This window comes from Collinsella aerofaciens, from assembly GCF_018785265.1.
Lineage (GTDB): Bacteria > Actinomycetota > Coriobacteriia > Coriobacteriales > Coriobacteriaceae > Collinsella > Collinsella aerofaciens_AI.
The window spans coordinates 109,452-124,142 of the sequence record NZ_WQPK01000045.1; the positions used below are offsets into that span (position 1 = coordinate 109,452).

10 protein-coding genes and 1 riboswitch are annotated in these 14,691 nt (G+C 60.9%); of the genes, 7 read left to right on the plus strand and 3 right to left on the minus strand.

The features are described 5' to 3' along the window. The first annotated feature begins 136 nt into the window (after window positions 1-136). The 7 genes from GPK42_RS07930 (at window position 137) to GPK42_RS07960 (ending at window position 11,884) form a co-directional block, all read left to right on the plus strand. The gene (locus GPK42_RS07930) at window positions 137-1,531 is read left to right on the plus strand and encodes a uracil-xanthine permease family protein (RefSeq protein WP_006235052.1); all 1,395 of its coding nucleotides are present in this window, start codon (window positions 137-139) and stop codon (window positions 1,529-1,531) included. 195 nt (window positions 1,532-1,726) lie between these two features. Then, window positions 1,727-3,082, plus strand: coding sequence for a putative aminohydrolase SsnA (ssnA, locus tag GPK42_RS07935; RefSeq protein ID WP_215694717.1), 1,356 nt, complete (start codon window positions 1,727-1,729; stop codon window positions 3,080-3,082). A gap of 148 nt (window positions 3,083-3,230) precedes the next feature. Next, window positions 3,231-6,230 (plus strand): putative selenate reductase subunit YgfK, encoded by a 3,000-nt coding sequence (gene ygfK, locus GPK42_RS07940; RefSeq protein WP_215694718.1) that lies wholly within the window; start codon window positions 3,231-3,233, stop codon window positions 6,228-6,230. Between the two features lie 11 nt (window positions 6,231-6,241). Beyond that, on the plus strand, window positions 6,242-6,721 hold the full coding sequence (locus GPK42_RS07945; protein WP_195364342.1) for a 4Fe-4S binding protein: 480 nt from the start codon (window positions 6,242-6,244) through the stop codon (window positions 6,719-6,721). A gap of 12 nt (window positions 6,722-6,733) precedes the next feature. Further along, window positions 6,734-9,511, plus strand: a complete 2,778-nt coding sequence (gene xdh, locus GPK42_RS07950) for a selenium-dependent xanthine dehydrogenase (protein WP_215694719.1) — start codon at window positions 6,734-6,736, stop codon at window positions 9,509-9,511. Between the two features lie 343 nt (window positions 9,512-9,854). Beyond that, the gene (locus tag GPK42_RS07955; RefSeq protein WP_215694720.1) at window positions 9,855-11,246 is read left to right on the plus strand and encodes an AAA family ATPase; all 1,392 of its coding nucleotides are present in this window, start codon (window positions 9,855-9,857) and stop codon (window positions 11,244-11,246) included. Between the two features lie 308 nt (window positions 11,247-11,554). After that, window positions 11,555-11,884 carry a DUF4143 domain-containing protein gene (locus GPK42_RS07960; protein WP_252200215.1) on the plus strand — a complete coding sequence of 110 codons (330 nt, stop codon included), beginning with the start codon at window positions 11,555-11,557 and terminating at the stop codon, window positions 11,882-11,884. Here the strand turns inward: GPK42_RS07960 and GPK42_RS07965 are convergent. The 3 genes from GPK42_RS07965 to GPK42_RS07975 form a co-directional block, all read right to left on the minus strand. Beyond that, complete coding sequence (locus GPK42_RS07965) at window positions 11,881-12,303, minus strand: hypothetical protein (protein WP_215694721.1); 423 nt, start codon at window positions 12,301-12,303, stop codon at window positions 11,881-11,883. The genes GPK42_RS07960 and GPK42_RS07965 overlap by 4 nt on opposite strands. Before the next feature lie 8 nt (window positions 12,304-12,311). After that, window positions 12,312-12,402: riboswitch (SAM riboswitch) on the minus strand. Window positions 12,403-12,668: 266 nt separating this feature from the next. Next, a complete protein-coding gene (locus GPK42_RS07970; RefSeq protein WP_195232244.1) occupies window positions 12,669-13,655 on the minus strand; it encodes a hypothetical protein in 987 nt (328 codons plus the stop codon). Between the two features lie 123 nt (window positions 13,656-13,778). Continuing rightward, window positions 13,779-14,432, minus strand: coding sequence for a helix-turn-helix transcriptional regulator (locus GPK42_RS07975; RefSeq protein WP_035137462.1), 654 nt, complete (start codon window positions 14,430-14,432; stop codon window positions 13,779-13,781). Between the last annotated feature and the right edge of the window lie 259 nt (window positions 14,433-14,691).

Consider the following 14,691-nt stretch of genomic DNA (forward strand, 5'->3'; position numbering starts at 1 on the left):
CTGATAACAAAAAATTATTATTGAGAATGAGAATCATCTTTAATACGATATGCAACGAAGGCACAACCTCAACCCCGCACTGCGTCACAATAGAGCGTTAGATGCGAAAACAACTACTTCGAGGATTGGTGGTCAAATGACCCAGGAGACGGTTACGAACGGCACTGAAGCCCTGTTCACTCGCGAAGGCATGCCGCCCGTTAAGGAAATGATCCCGTGTGCCCTTCAGCATGTACTGGCATCGTTTGCCGGCATCATTACCCCGGCGGTCATCATGGCCGGCGTCTACGGCTTTAATAGCCAGCAGAGCACCGACATCATTCAGGTTGCGCTCATTCTTTCGGCAATCGACACGGCCCTTCAGGCCTTCGCTCCCTTCCGTCGCATCGGCGGCGGCCTGCCCATCGTCATGGGCGTTTCGTTCGCGTTCCTGCCGGCCCTTCAGGCCATGGGCGCCTCGGGCTTTAGCTTTGGCGCACTGCTGGGCGGCGAGATCGTCGGCGGCGCCGTTGCGGTCCTCTTTGGTCTGGCCTACAGCAAGATCAAGTGGCTGTTCCCGCCCGTCGTGACCGGTACGGTCATCTTCTCCATTGGCGTTTCGCTGTATCCCACGGCCGTCAAGTATATGGCCGGCGGTATGGGTACGCCGTTGTGGGGCACCCCGCAGGCCTGGTGCGTCGCTCTTATCACCTTCGCCGTGGTCTTTGCGCTCGCCAACTTTGGCAAGGGCACGCTCAAGCTGGGATCCGTGTTCTTTGGCATGATCGTTGGTATGATCGTCTCCATCCCCTTTGGCATGATCGACTTCTCCAGCGTCGCCACCGCCCAGGTCTTCGCCCTTCCCAAGCTCATGCCCTACGCGCTCGAGTTTGATCCCGAGGTCTGCATTACCCTCGCCGTCGTGTTCCCCATGGTTGCCATCCAGGTTATCGGCGACGTCTCTGCCGCCTGCCTGGGCTCCATCGACCGTATGCCCACCGAGCGCGAGCTCTCCGGCGCTATCGTGTCCCAGGGCCTCACCTCTATGGTCGGCGGCCTGCTGGGCGGTCTTCCCACCAGCGCCCTTGGCCAGAACGTGGGTATCATCTGCTCCAACAAGGTCGTCAACAAGTGGGTCTTTGTGATCATCGCGGCCGTCTTTGCCATCGCCGGCCTGTTCCCGCAGCTCTCTGCCGTCCTTTCCGCTATCCCGCAGCCCGTCATCGGCGGCGCGACCGTCGGCGTCTTTGGCACCATCACCATGAACGGCGTGCGCATGTTCACCCGCGAGGGCCTCACGCAGCGCACTACCACCATCGTCGGTACCTCCGTCGTCTTTGGCCTGGGTATCTGGATGGCCAGCGGTTGCCTTGCCGGTGAGGGTATGCCCACCTGGGTGCCCACCGTCATCGGCTCCAATGCTGTAACCCCCACCGCCATCATGGCCATTGTCCTTAACCTGATCCTTCCGCAGACGCCGGTCGTGGCTCAGCACATCGATGCTGCCAAGGACGCCGCCGTGGATCTGGTCTTGCCCGAGAGCAAGAAGTAACCAATTCGGTGCTATTCGTCGGCGGACGCATCGCCTCGTCCGCCGACGTCATGCGGCGTCAAGCCGCACTTCAAAGGGTTTGTCCCTTTGGTGAAGCGTTGACGGGAGAGGGCCCGTTTCCGGTGTAGGCCGGCGCTTCGCACTCCGCCATGTCAGAGGTGTCAAACCCCGCCCCTGATGTTGAAGGGAGCATCCATGCTTCTGGTCGCTAACGGTTCCGTCTTTACCCGCAACGCTCAGACCCCGTTCATTCCAAACGGTGCGGTTGCCATTGACGGAGATACGATCGTCGAAGTGGGCCCCGAGTGCGAGCTCAAGGCCAAGTACCCGGATGCCGAGTACGTCGACGCCCGGGGTAACCTCATCATGCCCGGACTCATCAACTGCCACACCCACATCTACTCGGGTCTGGCCCGCGGCCTTGCCATTAAGGGCTGCAACCCCACCAACTTCCTGGAGAATCTCGAGCAGCAGTGGTGGAAGATCGACGACAACCTGACGCTCGACGGCACCAAGGCCAGCGCCTATGCCACGATTTTGGACTCCATCCGCGATGGCGTCACCACGATCTTCGATCACCATGCGAGTTTCTGCGAGATCCCGGGTAGCCTCTTTACCATTAAGGACGCAGCTCAGGAGCTGGGCATGCGTTCGTGCCTGTGCTACGAGGTCTCCGATCGCCGCGGCCAGGAAAAATGCGACCAGGCCATTGCCGAGAACGCCGAATTTGCCCAGTGGGCCGCCAAGGAGCGTCGCGATAACGACAACCATATGATCGCCGCCATGTTTGGCGGACATGCCACCTTTACGCTTTCGGACGAGACCATGGATAAGATGGCCGAGGCCAACAACGGCCTGACCGGCTTCCACATCCATGTGTGCGAGGGCATGAACGACGTGTGGGATTCCCGCCTCAACCGCGGCGGCATCAGCCCCGTCGAGCGCCTGCTGCAGCACAACCTGCTGGGTCCCGACACCATGCTGGGCCACTGCATCCACGTGACGCCTGCCGAGATGGATATCGTCAAGGAGTCCGGCACCTGGCTCGTCAACAACCCCGAATCCAATATGGGCAACGCCGTGGGCTGCGCCCCCGTGCTCGAGTTCTTCCGCCGCGGCATCCCCGTGTGCATGGGCACCGATGCCTACACCCACGATATGCTCGAGAGCCTCAAGGTCTTCCTGATCATTCAACGTCACAACGCCGCTATGCCCAACGTGGGCTGGTGCGAGGCAATGACGATGCTGTTCGAGAACAACGCCAAGATGGCCAGCAAGTACTTCGATCGCAAGCTCGGTGTGCTCGAGGCCGGCGCTGCCGCCGACGTCATCGTCATGGACTACAAGCCCTTTACGCCGCTGAGCGAGGAGAACATCGACGGCCACATGCTCTTTGGCATGATGGGCAAAAACTGCCGCACCACCATCATCAACGGCCGCGTCCTGTACAAGGATCGCGAGTTCGTTGGCATTGATGAGGACAAGATCAACGCGTGGACCATGGCTGAGTCCAAGAAGCTCTGGAGCACGCTCAACGAACGCACCTACTAATTACAAGTAGATTCACGCGCGTCGGATGTTTCGCCGCGTTCGACGCGCGTATAGGCGGCCTCCGCGGGGTCGCCGGCGCTGTGCTAGCGCTACACCGTATTTGCGCCCGTCGCGCGGTCTCGCCGGGCGTTACAGAGAGGAGCTCATTATGAGCGACATCATGAGGCCGATCCCGTTTTCGCAGCTGATGAACTGGATCATCGAGGAGCACAAGACTCAGGGCGCCGTCTTTGGCGTGCGCAAGATGGTCACGACCAACCAGGAGGGCGCGCTTCCCATTTTTGACGAGCGCATCGAGACTCCGTTTGGCCCGGCCGCCGGTCCCAATACGCAGCTGGCCCAGAACATCGTGGCATCCTACGTGGCCGGTTCCCGCTTCTTTGAGCTCAAGACCGTTCAGGTTATGGACGGCGAGGAGCTCTCCAAGTGTGTGAACAAGCCCTGCATCGTGGCGCAGGACGAGTGCTACAACTGCGAGTGGTCGACCGAGCTCGAGGTTCCGCAGGCCTTTGCCGAGTACGTGAAGGCATGGTTTGCCTGCCACCTGATCGCTCGCGAGTACGGCCTGGGCAGCCCGGATGGTTTTGTCTTCAACATGTCCGTGGGTTATGACCTCGAGGGCATCAAGAGCCCCAAGGTCGATGCGTACATTGAGGGCATGAAGGACGCCAGCGGCTCCGAGGTTTGGAACGAGTGCCGCACGTGGGCGCTCGCTAACCTGGACAAGTTTGAGAATGTCGATGCCGCGTTTGTCGAGTCCATCCCGGCGCGCGTCTCCAACTCCATTACCGAGTCCACGCTGCATGGCTGCCCGCCGGCGGAGATCGAGCGCATCGCGACCTATCTGATTACCGAGAAGGGTCTCAACACCTACATCAAGTGCAACCCCACGCTGCTGGGCTATGAGTTTGCTCGCCAGCGCCTCAACGAGCTGGGCTTCGACTACATCGTCTTCGACGATACGCACTTCCGCGAGGACCTGCAGTGGGCCGACGCCGTGCCCATGTTCGAGCGCCTGATTGCCCTGTGCGCCGAGCGCGGCCTGGAGTTTGGCGTCAAGCTCACCAACACCTTCCCCGTCGACGTGACGAGGAACGAGCTGCCTTCCACCGAGATGTACATGTCCGGCCGTTCGCTGTTCTCGCTGACCATCGAGGCCGCCCGTCGCATTACCGAGCAGTTCGATGGCAAGCTGCGTATCAGCTACTCCGGCGGTGCCACGGCCTACAACATCCGCGCCCTGTACGATGCCGGTATTTGGCCCGTCACCCTGGCGACCGACGTGCTCAAGCCCGGTGGCTACGAGCGCTTTAGCCAGATGGCCGGCGAGTTCACCGATCTGGACGGCAGGCCGTTTGAGGGCGTCTCTCTCGAGGCCGTGACGGCGATCCAGAACGACTCGCTCACCAACCCGCTCTACAAGAAGCCGCTGCGCCCGCTGCCCGACCGCAAGGTTGCCGGCAAGAGCCCGCTTTCCGACTGCTTTACCACGCCGTGTCGCACGAGCTGCCCCATCCAGCAGGATATTCCCGCCTACCTGGCGGCTGTTGACGAGGGCCGCTACGAGGACGCGCTCAACATCATCATCGAGCGCAACGCTCTGCCGTTCATTACCGGCACCATCTGCCCGCATCCCTGCGGCTGTGCCTGCGAGCGTGCGTTCTACGAGCCCGAGGGCGCCCAGATTCGCGCCAGTAAGCTCAAGGCCGCCCGCGAGGCCATGACCGCCGTGCTGCCCAAGCTGCGTGCCCAGGCCATCGCAAACGACGGCGAGCGCAACGTTGCCGTTATCGGCGGCGGCCCGGCCGGCCTGGCGACGGCGTTCTTCCTGACGCGTGCCGGCGTGCCCGTCACCATCTTTGAGGCCCGCGATTCGCTCGGTGGCGTGGTCCGTCACGTGATTCCCGAGTTCCGCATCGCGAGCGACGATATCTCCCACGATGCCGAGCTCTGCCTAGCCTTTGGCGCCAAGGTGCAGCTCAACGCTCGCGTGGATTCCATCGACGAACTCAAGGCTCAAGGCTTTACCGACGTGGTCGTGGCCACCGGTGCCTGGATGCCCGGCTCTGCGGGCTTGGGCGAGGGCGCCGAGCTCGATGTGCTGGAGTTCCTCGAGGCCGCCAAGAAGGGCGAGAAGCTCGAGCTGGGCGAGGACGTCGTGGTCATTGGCGCCGGCAACACCGCCATGGACGCGGCCCGCGTGGCCAAGCGCCTGGCCGGCGTGAAGAACGTGCGCCTGGTGTATCGCCGCACCAAGAAGCAGATGCCCGCCGACGAGGAAGAGCTCGATCTTGCTCTTGCCGACGGCGTTGAGTTCTGCGAGCTGCTGGCACCTAAGGCGCTCAACGGCGCCGTGCTGACCTGCGACGTTATGGAGCTTGGCGAGCCGGATGCAAGCGGCCGTCGCAGCCCCGCCGCCACGGGCGAGACCATCGAGCTTCCCGCCACCACGGTGATCTGCGCCGTGGGCGAGGGCATCGATGCCAGCCTGTACGATGCCGCGGGCGTCGAGCACGACCGTCGCGGCCGCCTTGCCGCCACCTCCACCGGCGTCGAGGGCGTCTGGGCTGCGGGCGACTGCCGCCGCGGTCCTGCCACCGTGGTCGAGGCCATCGCCGATGCCGCCGAGGTCGCTCGTGCCATCGCCGGCGTGGACTTTAACAAGTACGCCGACTGTAACGAGCAGGCCGGCCGCGAGGACACCTGCTACGAGCGCAAGGGGTCGCTGTGCCGCGACAAGCGCAACTGCACCAAGACCCGCTGCCTGGGCTGCGGCTCGGTGTGCGAGGTCTGCTGCGACGTGTGCCCCAACCGCGCCAACGTTGCCATTAAGGTGCCGGGCCTGGCCAAGCATCAGGTCGTCCATGTCGACGGCATGTGCAACGAGTGCGGCAACTGCGCCGTGTTCTGTCCCTACCAGGAGGGTCGTCCCTACAAGGACAAGCTCACCCTGTTCTGGAGCGAGCAGGACATGGAGAACTCCGAGAACGAGGGCTTCCTGGCGGTGGACGAGGACCACTTTAAGGTCCGCGTGGCCGGCACGGTCCGCACCGTCTCGGTCGATGCCGTCAACACCGGTCTTCCCGAGGCCGTCCGCCTGACCATCAGGGCTGTGCGCGACAACTATTCGTACCTTCTTAAGAAATAGGCGAGTCTCTTATGGCCAAATCCATTCAACATAACGTGGCCTACGTTGCCTGCGGAAGCGGTTGCGCCTCCGCAGGCGGCGACGCCCGCTGCAGCGAAGGCTGCATTGGCTGTGGCGCTTGCGTCGCGGCCTGCCCCCACGGCGCCATTGCGCTGGTCGATGGCATCGCCCGCGTGGATCGCTCCAAGTGCACGGGCTGTGGCCTGTGCGGCATGGCGTGCCCGCAGCGCGTGATTGCCTTCGTTCCCGGCTACCAGAATATCCTGGTGCGCTGCAACAACACCGATAAGGGCGCCATCGCTCGCAAGATTTGCGACACGAGCTGCATCGGTTGCGGCATGTGCGCCAAAAAGTGCCCCGCTGGCGCTATCCGTATCGAGGACAACTGCGCCCATATCGACGGCGTGGACTGCCTATCGTGCGGCATGTGCGCCGTCGTCTGCCCGCATGGCGCCATTCACGACCGCACCGGCATCGCCGCCGGCGTGTAGAAGGGAATCACCATGGCACAGGAATTCACTTTTACCGTTAACGGCGTCGAGCACACGACGACCCAAAACAAGCCGCTGCTGCGCTACCTGCGCGACGACCTGCATATTCACTCCGCCAAGGACGGCTGCTCCGAGGGCGCGTGCGGTACCTGCACCATCCATGTGGACGGTGCGGCCATCAAGGCTTGCGTGCTGACCACCGCTCTTGCCGCCGGACGCGACATCGTGACTGTCGAGGGCCTGCCCGAGGACGTGCGCGAGGCATTTGTGTACGCCTTTGGCGCCGTGGGCGCCGTGCAGTGCGGTTTTTGCATCCCCGGTATGGTCATGGCGGGCGCTGCGCTCATCGCCGAGGATCCCGAGCCCACCGAGGAGCAGATCAAGTACGCCATCCGTGGCAACGTCTGCCGCTGCACCGGCTACAAGAAGATCATCGAGGGTATTTCGCTGGCAGCTGCGGTGCTCCGCGGCGAAAAGCAGATCGACGAGGACTTGGAGCGCGGCGACGACTACGGTGTGGGCAAGCGCGCCTTCCGCATCGACGTGCGCAAGAAGGTACTCGGCGAGGGCAAGTACCCCGACGACATCGACGAGCTCGATCAGCCAGGTCTGACCTACGCCAGCGCCGTGCGCTCCAAGTATCCGCGCGCCCGCGTGCTCTCCATCGACACTTCCAAGGCCGAGGCTCTGCCCGGCGTGGTGGGCATCCTGCGCGCCGAGGACGTGCCGGTCAACCAAGTCGGCCACCTTATCCAGGACTGGGACGTCATGATCGCCCAGGGCGATATCACTCGCTGCGTGGGTGACGCCATCGTGCTGGTGGTTGCCGAGGACGAGGCGACGCTCGAGAAGGCCAAGAAGCTCGTCAAGATCGATTACGAGCCGCTGGAGCCCGTGCGTAACATTGTCGAGGCCAAGGCTGCCGACGCCCCGCGCCTGCACGACAGCTTCTTTGCCTTTGGCAACACGGTGGAGCTCAAGGACAACGTGTGCCAGAGCCGTCACGTGACGCGCGGCGACGCCGCCAAGGCGCTGGCCGAAAGCGCGTTTACCGTAACGCAGCGCTTTACCACGCCCTTTACCGAGCATGCCTTCTTGGAGCCCGAGTGCGCCGTCGCCTTCCCGTACAAGAACGGCGTCAAGGTGCAGTCGACCGACCAGGGTGCCTACGACACGCGCAAAGAGTGTGCCCACATGTTTGGCTGGGATAGCGAACCCGAGCGCGTGGTCGTCGAGACCATGCTCGTGGGTGGCGGCTTTGGCGGTAAGGAGGACGTTTCGGTCCAGCACCTGGCTGCGCTCGCCGCATATAAGTTCCAGCGTCCTGTGAAGTGCAAGCTCACGCGTGCCGAGTCGCTCGCTTTCCATCCCAAGCGCCACGCCATGGACGGCACCTTTACACTGGGCTGCGACGCCGAGGGCAACTTTACCGGCCTGGACTGCGAGATCAACTTTGATACCGGCGCCTACGCGTCGCTGTGCGGCCCGGTGCTCGAGCGCGCCTGCACGCATGCCGTCGGCCCCTACAAGTACCAGAACACCGACATTCGCGGCTTTGGCTACTACACCAACAACCCGCCCGCCGGTGCGTACCGCGGCTTTGGCGTTTGCCAGTCCGAGTTTGCGCTCGAGAGCCTGATCGACCTGCTGGCCGAAAAGGTCGGTTTGGATCCGTGGGAGATTCGCTACCGCAACGCCATCGAGCCGGGCGAGGTTCTGCCCAACGGCCAGATTGCCGACTGCTCCACGGCGCTTAAGGAGACACTGCTCGAGGTCAAGGATGCCTACTATGCGCATCCCGGCCACGCCGGCATCGCCTGCGCCATGAAGAACGCCGGCGTGGGCGTGGGCCTGCCCGATGCCGGCCGCTGCAAGATTCGCATCGAGAACGGCGTGGCCGTGGTCTATGCCGCCACGTCCGACATCGGCCAGGGCTGCAACACCGTCTTTTTGCAGGACGTTGCCGAGGCCTGCGGTCTGCCGCTTCGCTGCATCGCCAACGGCGAGTGCTCCACCGAGAATGCTCCCGACTCCGGCACCACGTCTGGCTCGCGTCAGACGGTCGTGACCGGCGAGGCCGTGCGCGGTGCCGCCTTCCTGCTGCGCGATGCCATGCTTGACATCGAGGCCGGCAAGCCCGCACCCGATACTCCCGTGAGCGCGCATGGCGACGGCGTCAAGATCGAGTATGACGACGGTCGCGCCTATCAGCTGCACACGCAGGAGCTCGTCGCCGGCCAGGGTATGCATCCTCAGGATCCTGCGGCTGCCATCAAGGCGCTCGAGGGATGCGAGTTTGGCTACGTGTATCTGGAGCCGACCGACAAACTGGGCGCCGACGTTCCCAACCCCAAGAGCCACATCTGCTACGGCTTTGCCACGCATGTGGTCATTCTGGACGATGACGGCCGCGTGAGCGAGGTCTATGCCGCGCACGATTCCGGCAAGGTGGTCAACCCCATCTCCATCCAGGGCCAGATCGAAGGCGGCGTGCTCATGGGTATGGGCTATGCGCTTACCGAGGACTGGCCGCTCAAGGACTGCGTACCCCAGGCAAGGTACGGCACGCTCGGGCTGTTCCGTGCGCCCGAGATTCCGGATATCCACGCCATTTACGTGGAGAAGGACGAGCTGTTGCCCGTGGCATACGGCGGTAAGGGCATCGGCGAGATCGCAACGATCCCCACGGCGCCCGCCGTGCAGAACGCCTACCACGCATTCGACGGCAAGCTGCGTCCGGATCTGCCCATGGTGGATACGCCGTACAGCCGCGCTCGTCACCGCGGGTAGAGTAGAGCGCGGACGGCCATCGCTGACGAGCTGTTCGCGCTCAACATCAACTGCATATGCTGCGCTTTTGGCCCCGGCTCCATCGCGAGCCGGGGCCTTTTGTTTGGAGCGGAAACTGTGACCCGGAATTGCCACTCGGAATGGGACGTGCTTTCCGGATGGCATGCTTGGCGGAAACTACGGCCCAGTTTTTGGCTCCAGAACGGGATACATTTTCCGGAACGGTCCACGTGCGGTGATGTACCGCCCCTTTTCGTGCTCCGCTTGTCGAATTACGTTATAGCTAGCTATATTATAGGAAGGTATAATATAGCTAGCTATAACGTAAAGGAAGGATGGCCCTATGTTTATCGGAAGAACAGCGGAAATATCCGAGCTCAATCGACTGTATGGCACGGGCTCCTTTGAGATGCCCGTGATTTACGGCCGCCGTCGTGTGGGTAAAACGCGTCTTATCACAGAGTTCATCCAAGGCAAGAAGGCTATTTACTTTCAAGCTCGTCGTACCAATGCAGAGGCAAATCTGCACGGCTTTAGCCAGGCGATACTTGCGGGTTCGGTTGGTGCTGCAGGCGTGTCGTTTCGTAGTTTTGACGAGGCGTTCGATGCATTGGCTACCATGGCTCGCACGGAACGTTTGATTGTCGTGATTGACGAGTACCCCTATCTCGCCCAATCGAATCCCGAGATCAGCTCGTTGCTGCAAGACAAGATCGATCACCTGTACAAAGAGACCAAGCTCATGCTGATTCTATGCGGCTCGTCTCTTTCGTTTATGGAGGAACAGGTGTTGGGCTACGAGAGCCCACTATACGGTAGGCGTACGGCCCAGTTTAAGATCATGCCGCTTGATTTTACGACGACCCTCGGCCTGTGGCAGAGCATGAGTCGCGAAGACGCTGCAGTTTGCTATGGTATGACGGGCGGCATTCCTGCTTATATCGAGAAAGTCGATCCTGCCGCACCGCTCAAGGACAACATCAAACGTCTTTTTCTTACTCCTACGGGCTATCTCTTTGAGGAGCCGAGTAACCTGCTAATGCAAGAGTGCCGCAATCCCGAGCAATATGATGCGATCGTGCAAGCAATTGCTCAGGGGCGCTCGAAGATCTCGGAGATTGCGAGCTCTACGGGAATCCCTGCGAGCAACGTAAAGAGCTATGTGGATAAGCTGGCGTCGCTTGGGATTGTCGAGCGCGAGCTGCCCCTAAACGAGACGAGCAATAAGCGAGCCGTGTATCTGCTGAGCGATCAGATGTTTAGGTTCTGGTACAAGTTTGTTCCGCAGAACATCGGGCTGATTCAAAACGATATGGCCGAGATGGCGTATAAACGCATTGAGTCGCACGTATCGGATTACATGGGTACGGTCTTTGAGCTTATATGCAGGCAATATGTGTACGAACTCGCGCGCGCAGGCCGGCTCGATGTGGTTCCGGCGAGCGTCGGGCGCTGGTGGGGGACGGATAATCGCACGCATACGCAGGAAGAAATCGACTTAATTGTTGACGATGGCGAGGGCACTGCTCTGTTTGCGGAGTGCAAATGGCGCAATGAACCGGTGGGCGAAGACGTGCTGCAAAAGCTCGTGCACCGAAGCGAGCTCTTTAGACGGCAACGAAAAAGCTATGCACTATTCTCAAAAAGCGGCTTTACGCAGGGATGTCGGGATGCCGCGGATAGCAGGGGAGACGTCAAGCTGATCTCGTTTGCCGAGATGTGCGAGCGGAGATAACCAAGCGCGCTCTGATGTGATGCTCGGAATGGGACGCGCTTTCCCTTTGGCGGAAAGCGCATCCCAGATTTCGGCCTCAGAGTGGGACGCATTTTCCGGTAGAGGCCTGGAGCGGAAAGCACGTCCCAGAATCCGGGCAATTCGCTGGTCCGGTGGTTGAGCAAGCGCCGCGCCAAGGATGCCGAGCGTAAAACCTACAATGAAAACGGCGTAAAAACTGCATTGAGAATGGCGTAATTTCGCAGGATGACGTCGCCCGCTGGTGCTGCAGGAGCGGTGACCTGCAAACCTTGGGTTTTCGGACGAGCTTGCGCGAGAGAGCAGGCCAGTATGTGCGCTCGAAGGCCCGCGTTCGCGTGCGCCCCAAGCGCTACTTCTGTGACCCGTCACTTGCGGCGGCGTTGCTGGGGGGTACCCCTGAGCGGCTGCTTGGCGATATGCAAACGCTGGGGATGCTCTTTGAGAATCTCATCCTGCGCGACGTGCGCGTGTTCCTTTCCACCTACGGCGGTGTCGACAACAGTGTTCATTATTTCCGAGATGAGAAGGGCCTTGAGGTCGATCTGATCGTTGAGCACGACGGGCATTGGGGAGGCGGCGGCGTCGACAGTTCGATAACGCCACCGCTCTGTTTCTAAATCATTGCAATCCCGCGCACGGCACTCAGCAGCTCGTACTCCCTTTGACTCCACTGGCGCAGCTCGACAGCCTCGACGGCATCGCGGCACAGGTCCAGGAACACCTCGGCTCCCTCACAGAAGTACTCACGGGCAAAGGCTCCGGACCCGCTTGCGACACACGCGCCGTCGGCAAAGAGCTTCCAGCTAGACGGCTCGCGCGAGTCGTCTCCGAGCAGCTGAATCTGCAGTACGTGCGGATTGCCGGTAGTGCAAAGCACTCCCTCGAGTTTCTGCACCGTAAAGCGCATCTGGTGGGAGAGCCTGCTCTTGACCATGGCCGAGGCGTAGCCGTTCGGCTTGTCCAGAAGATGCATTCGTTTTGGCTTGGCTGTCAGGTTGTGGAAGTTGCGCTCGCTGCGCACGGAGAAATTGTCCATACGGACTCCTTTCATCGATGTTGGCAGGGCCACCGTGCCTCTTGGCCGGTTGGCGTCGGGATCGTGGAGCCAACTCTCTACCCCGACTCTGGATAAAACGCGCCCACTCCTTGCGGGCAAGAGGAAGTCTATCAGCGTGTACGGACGGAAATCAAACGCCGCCTGCGAAATGACGCGTGAACGGCGTTAGTTTCCCAAGTGATTATTCGGCTTTCATCCGGAAAAGTGTCGAAATGGGCACTTTAAAACTTCGGAAAAGTGTCAAATTCGATAGGCAAATTATCCGGAAAAGTGTAGCTGGATGACAAAACGGCACTTAGAAGTCGGTGCTGGATGCGGGATCCTGCGGCCGCCTTCAGCCCTCGCTACTCGTCGTCCTCGTCGTTGGGGTCGCCCTTGAGGGTGTTGATGTCCAGGTACTGGTTATCGTCCTCTTTTTGCTGGGTCTCCGACTCCGCTTGGGTGGGGCCGCGGAACAGCTGGAATCCCTCAAACGCAATGACGCCGAGCAGGGCAATGACAATGGCGATAAAGGCAACCTTGACTGCCTGCGGAAATTCCGAGAAACGCAGCGCCTTTTCCTTGGCGTAATAATCGGCGAAGCGCTCTTCGCCCGTGCTTTTGGTATACGCCGGTGCGGACGCGGCCTCCGGGTCATATTCCGGTGCAGGCGTGGCAGCGTACGGATCGTTGAGATAATCGCTCGATGCGGTGCCATAATCCTCTGTCTCGATGCGACCGTTGCCAGCATAGTCATCGGAATAATCGGAATATGCCGCACCGCCCTCATAGTCCGCGGCGCCCGTGTTGGCGGCAAAAAGCGGGTTAACTGGAACATCGAGCGCCGGCATGCCGGTAGAGGTCTCATCCAGATCGGCTGCAGCCCAGGAATCGTGGGCAACCTGATGGGCAACGGGCTCATCGAGCCTTGTGACCGGAAGCTTGCGTGCCGCAGGAACAGGTAACTGCTGGGCGTTGTACATAACGGTGCTGTCGGCCGATTTGCCCTGCGTCGCTGCAGCGAGAAATGCCGCCGTCTCGGACGGGTCGCTTGCGGGGCGGGGAGCGGGCGTGGGCGCCGAAGTGGGTGCGGGCGTAGGCGCGGGCGTCGAAACGGGCGACTGCGCAGGAGTCGGCGCAGATGCGGGCTTAGGCGCAAGTGCGGGATTGGGGTTTGACGGGCGAGCCCCGCCGCCCATGAGTTCGTCGGCGGTCCACGGGCGATCATCCATCACGTCGTCAAGGCTTAGCGAAAACAGGTCGTCTTCACCCTCATCGAACATGCGGTGCACATGTCCACCAATTGCCGGAATCAATCCGCGACCGGTGCATGATGCCTTGCTCAACGCCATTCTGTTCCATCCTTTCGAAATACTAATGACATCGATTATATGGAACTTCCCAAGCGGCCCGGTCTTGGATTCGTGCTTTCCAGAACTCGCACCCAAAAGGGGAGGGGCAATCCAGGCGAGTGCCTACTTGTCGCCGGCCGCCGCCTTGGCCTCATTGAGGTAGCTATAGAAGCTGTACTTGGAGATGCCAAAGAACTCGCAGGCGCGCTCGCTCGACTTGGAAATGAGGAAGGCGCCGCGACGGTCGAGGTAGCCAATGGCACGAATGCGCTCGTCTTTGGTCATGAGTGCCGCGGGCTTGCCCACAAACTGCTCGCACTCGTGCAGCAGGTCCTCGAGCAGGTCGCCGATGTTCTTGGTAATGGGCTCGGGCTCGGTATAGCCCGTGCCGCCGGTGCCGGTAAAGGCGTCGAGCGAACGCTCAAAAGCCTTCATAAGCGTAATGTCAAAGTTGATGCCCAAAATGCCGACGGGCTTGCCTTCGTCGTTGCGGATAAAGATGGTCGAGGACTTGAGCAGCTTGCCATCGGTGGTTTTAGTGAGGTACGGCTCGCGGTCGTGTACGTCGGTGCTGCCCTCGTGCATGGACTCAAACACAATATGGCTGGGGCCGTCACCCAGTTTGCGCCCGCTGACGTGGCCGTTTTCGATCACTACGATGGAGTGGTCCACGTCCTCGGTCTCCAGATCGTGGACGACGACTTCGCAGTTGGGGCCAAATTGGAGCGCCAGGCCGTGTGCGAGGCGCTTGTAAAACTCAATCTGTGCGGGGGTCATGGGTGCCTTCCTAAAAATTAGTTTGGGCACACTTTGCCATAAACCACATCTGTTCGCAAACAAATCCATCAACAAGGCAATTCATGACCGTTCGGCGGCGAAAAAGTACCGATTACGGCAACAAACAATTTGTTAGGTTTGCCAATCAAAAAGTGTGATAGAACAGTGCTAACAAACTTTTTGTTTGGCATCCACATAAAAGTTCAGTCGCATGAATGGGAATGGGCTGAAACGCGTATGCGGGAGCCGGCAAGAGAGG

What these genes read in the sequence shown, in the direction of transcription:
- xdh (WP_215694719.1), top strand. Translation starts at nt 6,734, where the DNA reads ATGGCACAGGAATTCACTTTTACCGTTAACGGCGTCGAGCACACGACG.
- GPK42_RS07965 (WP_215694721.1), bottom strand. Translation starts at nt 12,303, where the DNA reads ATGGACAATTTCTCCGTGCGCAGCGAGCGCAACTTCCACAACCTGACA.
- GPK42_RS07975 (WP_035137462.1), bottom strand. Translation starts at nt 14,432, where the DNA reads ATGACCCCCGCACAGATTGAGTTTTACAAGCGCCTCGCACACGGCCTG.
- GPK42_RS07970 (WP_195232244.1), bottom strand. Translation starts at nt 13,655, where the DNA reads ATGGCGTTGAGCAAGGCATCATGCACCGGTCGCGGATTGATTCCGGCA.
- ygfK (WP_215694718.1), top strand. Translation starts at nt 3,231, where the DNA reads ATGAGCGACATCATGAGGCCGATCCCGTTTTCGCAGCTGATGAACTGG.
- GPK42_RS07945 (WP_195364342.1), top strand. Translation starts at nt 6,242, where the DNA reads ATGGCCAAATCCATTCAACATAACGTGGCCTACGTTGCCTGCGGAAGC.
- ssnA (WP_215694717.1), top strand. Translation starts at nt 1,727, where the DNA reads ATGCTTCTGGTCGCTAACGGTTCCGTCTTTACCCGCAACGCTCAGACC.
- GPK42_RS07930 (WP_006235052.1), top strand. Translation starts at nt 137, where the DNA reads ATGACCCAGGAGACGGTTACGAACGGCACTGAAGCCCTGTTCACTCGC.
- GPK42_RS07955 (WP_215694720.1), top strand. Translation starts at nt 9,855, where the DNA reads ATGTTTATCGGAAGAACAGCGGAAATATCCGAGCTCAATCGACTGTAT.